The organism is Acaryochloris sp. IP29b_bin.148, from assembly GCF_028285565.1.
GTDB lineage: Bacteria > Cyanobacteriota > Cyanobacteriia > Thermosynechococcales > Thermosynechococcaceae > Acaryochloris.
In genome coordinates this window covers 1-9446 of the sequence record NZ_JANQOY010000199.1, presented here as the reverse complement: position 1 = coordinate 9446, position 9446 = coordinate 1, and the positions used below count along the sequence as shown (strand labels likewise).

General features: G+C 48.5%; 8 protein-coding genes and 1 pseudogene. All 9 read left to right on the top strand.

All coding sequences use genetic code 11. The features are described from left to right. Positions 1–292, top strand: a pseudogene (locus Q0986_RS17695) (hypothetical protein); the annotation flags it as partial. Positions 293–1095: 803 nt separating this feature from the next. Further along, positions 1096–1767: a response regulator transcription factor gene (locus Q0986_RS17690; RefSeq protein WP_299413579.1), complete on the top strand. Its 672-nt coding sequence runs from the start codon at positions 1096–1098 to the stop codon at positions 1765–1767. A 112-nt stretch (positions 1768–1879) separates the two neighbouring features. Then, positions 1880–2236, top strand: a complete 357-nt coding sequence (locus Q0986_RS17685) for a response regulator (protein WP_299413576.1) — start codon at positions 1880–1882, stop codon at positions 2234–2236. Between the two features lie 201 nt (positions 2237–2437). Further along, the gene (locus Q0986_RS17680; protein WP_299413573.1) at positions 2438–3832 is read left to right on the top strand and encodes a UDP-glucose/GDP-mannose dehydrogenase family protein; all 1395 of its coding nucleotides are present in this window, start codon (positions 2438–2440) and stop codon (positions 3830–3832) included. Positions 3833–3882: 50 nt separating this feature from the next. Next, positions 3883–5073: a glycosyltransferase gene (locus Q0986_RS17675; RefSeq protein ID WP_299413570.1), complete on the top strand. Its 1191-nt coding sequence runs from the start codon at positions 3883–3885 to the stop codon at positions 5071–5073. 45 nt (positions 5074–5118) lie between these two features. Further along, positions 5119–6306: a glycosyltransferase gene (locus Q0986_RS17670; RefSeq protein ID WP_299413567.1), complete on the top strand. Its 1188-nt coding sequence runs from the start codon at positions 5119–5121 to the stop codon at positions 6304–6306. An 18-nt stretch (positions 6307–6324) separates the two neighbouring features. After that, positions 6325–7494, top strand: a complete 1170-nt coding sequence (locus Q0986_RS17665; RefSeq protein ID WP_299413564.1) for a glycosyltransferase — start codon at positions 6325–6327, stop codon at positions 7492–7494. A 25-nt stretch (positions 7495–7519) separates the two neighbouring features. Further along, positions 7520–8731 carry a glycosyltransferase gene (locus Q0986_RS17660; protein ID WP_299413562.1) on the top strand — a complete coding sequence of 404 codons (1212 nt, stop codon included), beginning with the start codon at positions 7520–7522 and terminating at the stop codon, positions 8729–8731. A gap of 43 nt (positions 8732–8774) precedes the next feature. Beyond that, a partial coding sequence (locus tag Q0986_RS17655) for an ABC transporter transmembrane domain-containing protein (protein ID WP_299413559.1) occupies positions 8775–9446 on the top strand: 672 nt, incomplete at its 3' end.

Here is a 9446-nt window from a genome sequence, read left to right as displayed (position 1 = left end):
TGCTTTCGATAACCCTGATGCTGCTCGAACTTCCAATATGGTGGACAGATTGATGAATTATCAAGACCGTCTGTTAAGGACGATGCAGTACTTTCACGGCTCTAAAGATGCGGCTCGATTGTACTTGAGGTCCATGGCATTGATCTGGAATTTCCACCCTTATGGCCAGAGAACAACATCAAAAGATCCAGAGCGCTGTTCTCCCTTCAAAGATCACAACGGATTTCAGTACCACGACAACTGGCTACAGAATCTACTAATTGCAGGTTCAATGAATGGTTATAGGCAGTGACTTTCATGCCTCTCCACAAAATCCGAAAGAACGAGAGATAGTGCAGATCGGTACCTTTAGGTAATAAACAAGCAAAAAACAACTTTGCCGAAAATGGAAGCTAAGGGTCTTAAATATAGTCATGGAAAGCCTTTTATTCTCGTGCTCAAGCTTAATGTAGTTTGCCTAAAATGAGTTGTTTTAGGCAAAGTTTTTGCGAAGTGATGAATTCTAGCAATATTTGCCCATGATCTATACCCTATATACTTTGTAGAGTTTATATGGCACTAAATTACACGTATCTCGGCTCAACCCGAATACCTGTTGAATCTAGCGCGAATACCAGGGGAGATAAATTATGATCTTCCTATTCAGATGACCTTGGGAACATAAATCAGAAAAATAGATAGGTAAAAGCTATGTTCATTGAATAGCAGTAGTTTTAGTGTAAATCTTTAATAAGAGATAGCCAATAAAATCAAAAACCTCGCTGAGGCTATAGCTAGAGAATCAGAGAATAGTATTCCTGGTGAAAAATAGTATTTGCAATGTGATTTCATTCAAAAAAAGTGATTTCAAAAGCTCGATCTCTGATCTTAGAGTGTATAGCTAGAGGACTTTTGAGGTCTATATGTCCTAATCTCGTAGATTTGTTGGAATACCCCCTACCTGGTCAAGCTCCTCAGCGTTGCTGCCAAGGGAATACCTTCTTCATGAAGAACTGAACTATGTGCGGTCGCCCTGGCTAACCACCCCTGACACTTTCACTGAAGGAGCGTTTATGATCGTCTTGTAATGCATTTTCATGTAGCTGACTCTTGCCCATGGCCCACATTCTGATCGTAGAGGATGAACCTCGGATTGCCTCCTTTATTGAGAAAGGCCTCAAGAGTCACGGTTATACCACCACTGTTGCTGGAGAGGCGGATGAGGCGTTGTCTTTAGCACTCAGCGGCCGATTTGATCTATTAATCTTAGACTTGGGATTACCGGACAAAGATGGCCTAGAGGTGCTTGAGGAGCTTCGGGGGCAAGGGGCGAGGTTACCCGTGCTTATTCTGACGGCCCGAGATGATATTCAAGACAAAGTCACTGGCTTAGAAGAGGGTGCTGATGACTATATGACCAAACCCTTCCGGTTTGAAGAGCTACTAGCACGGGTTCGGGTTCGTCTCCGGGCAGTGACTGCCTTATCTCCAGAATCAGAATCCCTAACATTGAAAGCCCATAATGTGATATTGGATTTGCGCACCCGCAAGGTGAAGGTAAACGACCAGTGGATTGAACTACCCGCCCGTGAGTTTATCTTGGCGGAGACTTTTTTCCGGCATCCAGGCCAAGTCCTCAGTCGTCAGCAACTGTTGGATCGTGTTTGGGGCTATGACTACGATCCAGGGTCCAATATTGTTGATGTCTATGTAGGCTATCTGCGAAAAAAATTAGGTAACAGCCTGATAGAAACTGTTCGTGGGGTTGGTTATCGACTGCTGACATAGAATATTTCGCAAAGATGAAAAGATTCTCATGTTGCTCGCGATCTGATTGAGCTAAAGTCAGACGAATAGTCCTTAGCAATACTCCAGCAATGTTGGAGTCATAATCAAATTTATGAAACGGGTTCTCCTGGTCGAAGATGAAGAACGAATAGCCCGTTTCGTCGAAAAAGGGCTACTTCAGTACGGCTATACTCCAACCATTGTTACCGATGGTCAACAAGCCCTGGAGCAAATCTATCGAGCAGTCTATGATATTGTCTTACTCGATTTGGGACTGCCTGTTGTTGATGGCTGGACAGTATTAAAAACCTTGCGTGCTCAGGGTTTAACAGTCCCTATTATTGTAATTACCGCGTTGGTTGATCAAGGCGATCTCGTTCTTGCATCAGGTGCCAATGACTTTATTGGTAAACCCTTTCAGTTTTCAGAACTACTGGGCATGATTGAACGCATTCTACCCCAAGAATAGGGATGAATCTATAGCCTTTTGCCTTTGATTGGAGGTGCATCGTTTTGCCTCGTTAGGAGGCAAGTTCAAAGAATTTTTATGAGCGCTTTTTCATGAAGCTGTTCTCATGAAACCTTTCTCACATAAGTTTCATTGAACCTTCACTCCCCTTTGTCACGGTGTAGATAACGGAACAGTGCAGTTAGGAGAGGTTTATTATCAATGAACATTTGTGTAATTGGTACTGGATATGTGGGTTTAGTCACGGGTGTTTGCTTGGCTGTAACCGGGCACTCTGTTCTATGTATTGATAACAATGCCGCCAAAGTCAAACTGATGCAGTCGGGACAGTCGCCAATTTATGAGCCCGGCCTTGACGAACTAATGCAGTCAGCCATGCAGTCAGGTCAGCTTTCGTTTTCAACAGACTTAGCGGCTGGGGTTGATCATGGCAAAGTGATTTTTATTGCTGTAGGCACCCCTGCCTTACCTACTGGGGAAAGTGATACTCGGGCTGTGGAAGTCGTAGCTCGTGGCATTGGTAACCATCTGAATGGCGGTTACAAGGTGATCGTTAATAAGTCTACAGTTCCCATCGGTTCTGGGGACTGGGTTAAACAACTTGTTTTAGATGGGGTCGCTGAGCGGGGACAATCTATTACTGGATTCGATGTGGTGAGTAATCCGGAATTTCTGCGGGAAGGCTCAGCCATTTACGATACCCTCAACCCTGATCGCATTGTTTTAGGGGGGAATAGCGATACTGCGATTCAACAGATGCAAGACCTTTACCTGCCGATTATCCAGCGTCATTGTGCAGAAGATCCGAACTTGCCGCCTGTACCCGTGGTGGTGACGGATTTGGCGTCTGCCGAAATGATTAAGTATGCGGCCAATTCGTTCTTGGCGACCAAGATTAGCTTTATCAATGAAGTCGCGAATATTTGCGATCGCGTCGGTGCAGATGTCACCCAGGTTGCGACAGGGATTGGGCTGGATAGCCGGATTGGACCTAAATTCTTACAGGCTGGCATCGGTTGGGGCGGTTCTTGCTTTCCCAAGGATGTGGCTGCCCTGATTCATACAGCGGCTGATTATGGCTATGATGCTCCCCTCTTAAAAGCTGCCGTCACCACTAATCGCAATCAACGACTACTCGTGGTTGAAAAACTACAACAGGTCTTGAAAATTCTCAAAGGTAAAACCATTGGTTTGCTGGGCCTCACCTTTAAGCCCAATACCGATGACCTCCGAGATGCCCCGGCAATAAATATGATTGCCCAACTCCATCGCTTAGGTGCCAGGGTCAAAGCCTACGATCCGCTCCTTTGCTCCGGGGCCCATCCCGCAGATTTAGAACATGTGGAGTTAGTGTCTGGTCCAGTGTCTTTAGCGATGGGTTGTGATGCCTTGGTCTTAGTAACAGACTGGCAGGAAATCCTGTCCTTGGATTTTGGGTCTTTAGCAGCGGTGATGCCAACCCCCATCTTGGTGGATGGTCGCAATGCCTTAGATCCAAAAACACTGGTTCAAGCGGGCTTTCAATATGTGGGCATGGGTCGTCCAACTCTAGCCCTGCCAAGGGTTCAATCAGAACGGCAGCTTCAAACTGCTTAATCCCCTTTTATCGACTGATCTATTTCTTCGAGGACCGTTCAATGAGACTGATGGTTTACTCTCATGACGCATTCGGTCTCGGCAATCTCCGCAGAATGCTATCCATCTGTGAGTACCTGCTGAAGCACCAAACAAACCTATCGATTTTGCTAGTGTCTGGCTCGCCGATGCTACAAGCTTTCCGGTTGCCCACAGGACTGGATTACATTAAACTTCCCTGCCTCAATCGGGGACAGTCAGGAGCCCTCTCCGCCAAATATCTGGGGACAGCGTTAGAGGAAACCCTACAATGGCGTTCCCATCTCATCCATTCAGCAGCCCTTCACTTCAAACCGGATGTGGTGCTGGTGGATAAAAAGCCCTATGGAATTGAGCAGGAGTTACTGAGCACCCTGGAATATCTCGAAGCTCACCTGCCCAACACTAAAAAAGTGCTCCTCCTCAGGGATATTTTGGATAGTCCGGCTAAAACGATTGGTGAATGGAAACCACAGGGGTACTATCAGGCGATTCAAACCTGGTATGACCAAGTTCTTGTTGTCGGTATGGCTGAACTGTTTGATGTGGCTCAAGAGTATCAGTTTCCCTTGCCGGTTGCGAACAAAGTTCGTTATTGCGGTTATATTCGCAAATCCTTTCAGGGACTCAATCGAACACAACTTCGTTGGTTCCTACGGATAAAGCCCTCCGAGAAGTTGGTGGTGGTAACGCCAGGTGGCGGAGAAGATGGCTATCCCCTGGTGAAGGCTTACCTTGCAGGGTTGAACTATCTACCGACCCAGGTGAAGTTGCGGAGTGTGATTCTTTGTGGTCCTGAGATGCCCTTATCTCAGCAACAAGAACTCCAGAAACAAGCTTTGCAATATCCTGGCGTCGAAGTTCAGGTGTTTACGGATTATCTCCTCGGTTATTTAGATGCTGCGGATGCCGTTGTCTCCATGGGGGGGTACAACACCCTGACTGAAATCTTGGCCTTGAACAAACGTACGGTTGTGGTACCTCGGACAACCCCGTCCCAGGAGCAGTTGATTCGGGCGGAACGGTTTATGCACAACGGATTGATTCGAGCGATTCACCCGGATCATCTGCAGCCAAAAACCCTAATGCAAGCCGTCATCGCCCAACTGGGGGATCGAACAACTCCGTCTTTGGATCTCGATTTCAACGGCCTACCCAATATTGCTGATCAGTTGTCAAACCTGTTCGGTTGTCACCCGCATCGAGAACCAGCTTTGGCCTAGGGGCGTTTACGGAGCTGCCATTCAAACTTTTATAGGATATTTGTCATGAAAAAACTGATGTTTTATTGCCAGCACATTCTGGGTATGGGACACCTGATCCGCAGTATGGAAATTGTGCGGGGCCTAGTGAATGACTTTGAAATTTGCTTTATCAACGGGGGGGAAGTGATTCAGAATTTCCAAGTGCCCCAAGACGTCACGGTTGTTAATTTACCGGCGATCAAAACAGACACGGAGTTTCGGGAGTTGCGCCCAGTCGATGCGTCCTTGAGTTTGGAAGCGGTGCAGGAAACCCGCAAGGATCTACTACTCAACCAAATCGAGACCTTCCAGCCTGATGTACTGATGGTGGAACTCTTCCCCTTTGGCCGGCGACGATTTTCCTTTGAGTTGATTCCCCTAATGGAGGCTGCCAAGGCCAGGGGCACCAAAGTGGTTTGCAGCTTGCGCGATATCGTGGTGACCAAGCAAGATCAAGCCCGCCATGAGGCCAAAATTTGCCGACTGATGAATCAGTACTTTGATCAATTACTGATTCATGGAGACCCCAACTTACATCCCCTTGAGGACAGCTTCTCTCGGGTGGCAGATCTGAATTGTGAGGTTCACTATACCGGGTATGTGGCCCAACAGCCCGAAACCAATCGACTGACGCTGGTGGATCGATGGGCCTTGAGTCGGCAGGCTCCCATGATCCTCGTCAGTGTGGGAGGGGGGCGATTTGGACATGAGTTGTTGAGGGGCATGGTGGGTGCCGCGGAATATTTGTCAGCGCGTATTCCCCATCATATTCAGATGTTTACGGGGCCTTTTATTCCTGAGTCCGTTTTTTGGCAGTTAAAACAAGCGGGCTGGGATTGTCCGAAGCTGCATATTCATCGCTATACCCCCAATCTGCTGGCCTATATGCAGCAGGCGGATCTTTCCGTCAGTATGTCGGGGTACAACACCACCATGAATATTCTGACCACAGGGGTCAATGCGCTGATGCTGCCGTTTACGGGCAATGATGACCAGGAACAAACCATGCGGGTGCGTCGATTAGACGAGTTGGGGGTAGCTCAGATGCTGCAGATGGGTGATGTGGCCCTTCCAGACCGCTTAGCCCAGCGAGTAGAAGCGGCTCTGGAGTCAACGCCTCAATCCACTCAATTTGATCTGGATGGGGTACGGCAAACGGCTCAGCGAGTGCGATCCCTCGTTTATGACACGACACCTGCTATTGCTGCTTAAAAAGTTCGAGAGAGCCTGATGATGAAGATCCTATTTTATTGCCAGTATTTGGCTGGAATGGGCCACTTGGTCCGCAGTACTGAAATTATTCGCAGTTTAGTTCCAGACTTTCAGGTTGGTCTGGTGATCGGGGGTGAACCGATTGAGCAGTTCCAGGTTCCAGATGGAGTGGAGGTGGTCTATCTCCCTGCTCTGCGGGAAGAAGCGGGCGAATTGATTGCCCTTGATCGTTCAGTTGAATTGGTAAAGGTCGCTCGCCGACAACGGCTGCTTACCCTATTCGATCAATTCCAACCGGACTGTGTGATTACAGAATGCTTTCCCTTTGGGAAGTACAAAATGGCTTTTGAATTGCTGCCCTTGTTGGAGCAGGCAAAGGCGACCCAAGCCAAAGTGGTCTGTAGCCTTAGGGATTTGATTATGACGCAATCCCTAAGTGAGCAGGGACTGGCCCGCAAACAGGCTCGGATTCTAGATCAAATTCGCCAGTTCTATGATTTGGTGCTGTGCCATAGCGATCGCAACCTCCAATCCCTAGAGGCTTGCTTTCCCGCTGCCCCTGCCCTCCCCTGCGAAGTCTTCTACACCGGGTACGTAGCCCAATCCCTAGTAGTCTCGTCCGAGCACCAGCAGAACCTACAATCCCCTCGGATTGTCGCCAGTGTAGGTGGGGGGCGATACGGCTATTCCTTATTAAAGGCAATCTGTGAAGTGGGACCGCTTCTCCAACAGGCCATTCCTCATCGGATTTATGCCTTTGCAGGGCCGTTTATGCCGGAGACAGACTTTGAGTCCCTCCAGGCTCTAGCAACTCCCCAACCCAACATCACCCTGCAACGATTTACCCCCCATTTAATAAGTTTCCTGGATGGGGCCGATTTATCCATCAGTTTGGGGGGATACAACACCACGATGAATGTGTTGACGACCCAGGTTCGGTCCCTGATCCTGCCTTCCCCTTCCCCAGACCAAGTTGATGAGCAATGGCTCCGGGCCTCTCGTCTGGCCCAACTCGGGGCAGTTTCGATGTTATCTCCAGACCAGCTTTCTCCCTCAGCTTTGGCCCATACCATCCTCCAACATTTACAAACAGCTCAACCGTCCCATGCCATTAATCTCAAGGGGGCTGAAAACACAACTCGACGATTGCGCCAGCTTTGTGATCAGACCATTGCCCTTTCTCGTTAATTAGACCCGTTAGGAGAACCAGAAAATGAAACGCAAGATTTGTATCACTGCCTTGGAATTTCCCCCTGATATTGGCGGGGTGGGTGAGTCGGTTCAACGGATTTCCCATATGCTGATCGATCTGGGCTTTGAAGTCCATGTCGCGGTATTTCGGGCCGTTTTCCGTGAGCAACGTGCCCAGGCCGCAGTCGGAGAATTTCAACGCCCTAGTTGCCAAACCACCCACCAAGAGGGTGTAACGGTCCATCGCTTACAGCCCGCTGTCCGGTCTACCCAAGCCAAGGAGCAAGACTATTTCTGCGACCTATATGGACAATTACAGCTTCTGCATCGCCAGTATCAATTTGATGTCCTCCATGCCTTTTTTATTAACGAAATGGGTTTTCTGACGACCCTGTTAGGACAAGAAGCAGGCATTCCCGTCATCAATAGTGTACGGGGCGCAGATTTGCATAAACATGCCTTTAGCCCACAGCAGTTTGGTCAAATTACCTGGACCCTAGAACAGTCTGCTTGGACCACCTTTGTCAGTCGGGATTTAATGCAGCGGGCTAGGGCTTTAGTGCCCAGCATTCAAACCAAATCGTCTGCGTTTAGGAATGCGATCGCACCTCTCGATTTCAGCAATTTACCTCAGCCAGCACTAGCCAACAAACTTCAGGGAACCGTCATTGGCTCTGTTGGTAGTTTCCGGGATAAGAAAGGTTTGGAATATTTGCTGGATGCCTGTCAATCTTTGAAACTCAACACCCCATTAACCCTGCTATTTGTGGGTGATTTCGTTGCCAAAGAGCGCGAATACTGGCAGCAGGTCATTGAAAATAGCGGCTTAGCCAATCAGATTGTAATTACCGGAAAAGTCAGTCGCACAGAAGCCTTGGCTTACCTGCCTTATATGGATATTTTTGCCATCCCTTCCCTCCATGATGGCTGCCCTAATGCCTTACTAGAAGCGATGCTAGCGGCTAAAGCGGTGGTCGGCACCCATGTCGATGCCATTGGCGAAATCCTGGAAGATAACGTTAATGGATTGGTAGTCAATCCAGCTGATAGTGCTGCCCTAGCCCAGGCCCTAAAATCCCTGATGACCCAGCCCCAACTTCGCGAACGACTCGGATTAGCGGCGAGAGAAACCGTCCTCCAGAAAATGGCCCCGTCGGTTGAACAACGCCAATGGCAACAAGTTTACGAACAAGTTTTGGGGACTGTTGCCCCTAAAACGCTTTCTCTCGTCTAAATTCAGGCATCTTACCTGCCACAACCGTTCGGAGTGAGCCAAGATGACTCAATTTATCCAAATTTTTCCAGGTCTGGGCAAAGTGATTCGCCAGTTCTGGCCCCAGATCCGTCAAGAAAAAGCCCTACTTTCAGTTTCCATTATCGGTCTAGTGATTGAGGTGTTGGCCCGCCTCTTAAGTCCCTGGCCCCTCAAACTGATCTTTGACTATGTGCTGCTTCCCGATGCCAAAAGTAAGGGCATTCCTGTTCTGGGAGAGGTGAATCCCTCCGTTTTGATTGTGATTTTGGCCTTGTCAATTGTTGGGGTGGCAGGACTAAGTGCCATGTCTGCCTACATCAGCTTGGTCAGTCTGTCGGTAGCTGCGAGCCGAATGATTTCTGATATTCGTAGTCAGCTCTACCGCCATCTGCAACGGCTATCCTTAGCCTTTCATTACCAGGCTAAAAGCGGGGACTTACTCACCCGCATCACCAGCGATATGGATCGCCTGCGGGATGTGATTATTAACCACGCCCTGCCCTTATTAATCAATATTTTTACCCTACTCTGCATGGTTGGGATAATGTTCTGGATGGATTGGGAACTGGCGTTAATTGCCTTGGCAGTGCTGCCGGTTTTTATGATCTCAACCGTCAGTATTACCCAGCGCATTCGCAAAATTTCCCAGCGGCAACGTCGTCGCGAAAGTGCAATGGCAGCGACGGCTGCAGAG

Coding starts and splice junctions, on each gene's coding strand:
- Q0986_RS17690 (WP_299413579.1), top strand. CDS start 1,096: ATGGCCCACATTCTGATCGTAGAGGATGAACCTCGGATTGCCTCCTTT.
- Q0986_RS17685 (WP_299413576.1), top strand. CDS start 1,880: ATGAAACGGGTTCTCCTGGTCGAAGATGAAGAACGAATAGCCCGTTTC.
- Q0986_RS17680 (WP_299413573.1), top strand. CDS start 2,438: ATGAACATTTGTGTAATTGGTACTGGATATGTGGGTTTAGTCACGGGT.
- Q0986_RS17675 (WP_299413570.1), top strand. CDS start 3,883: ATGGTTTACTCTCATGACGCATTCGGTCTCGGCAATCTCCGCAGAATG.
- Q0986_RS17670 (WP_299413567.1), top strand. CDS start 5,119: ATGAAAAAACTGATGTTTTATTGCCAGCACATTCTGGGTATGGGACAC.
- Q0986_RS17665 (WP_299413564.1), top strand. CDS start 6,325: ATGATGAAGATCCTATTTTATTGCCAGTATTTGGCTGGAATGGGCCAC.
- Q0986_RS17660 (WP_299413562.1), top strand. CDS start 7,520: ATGAAACGCAAGATTTGTATCACTGCCTTGGAATTTCCCCCTGATATT.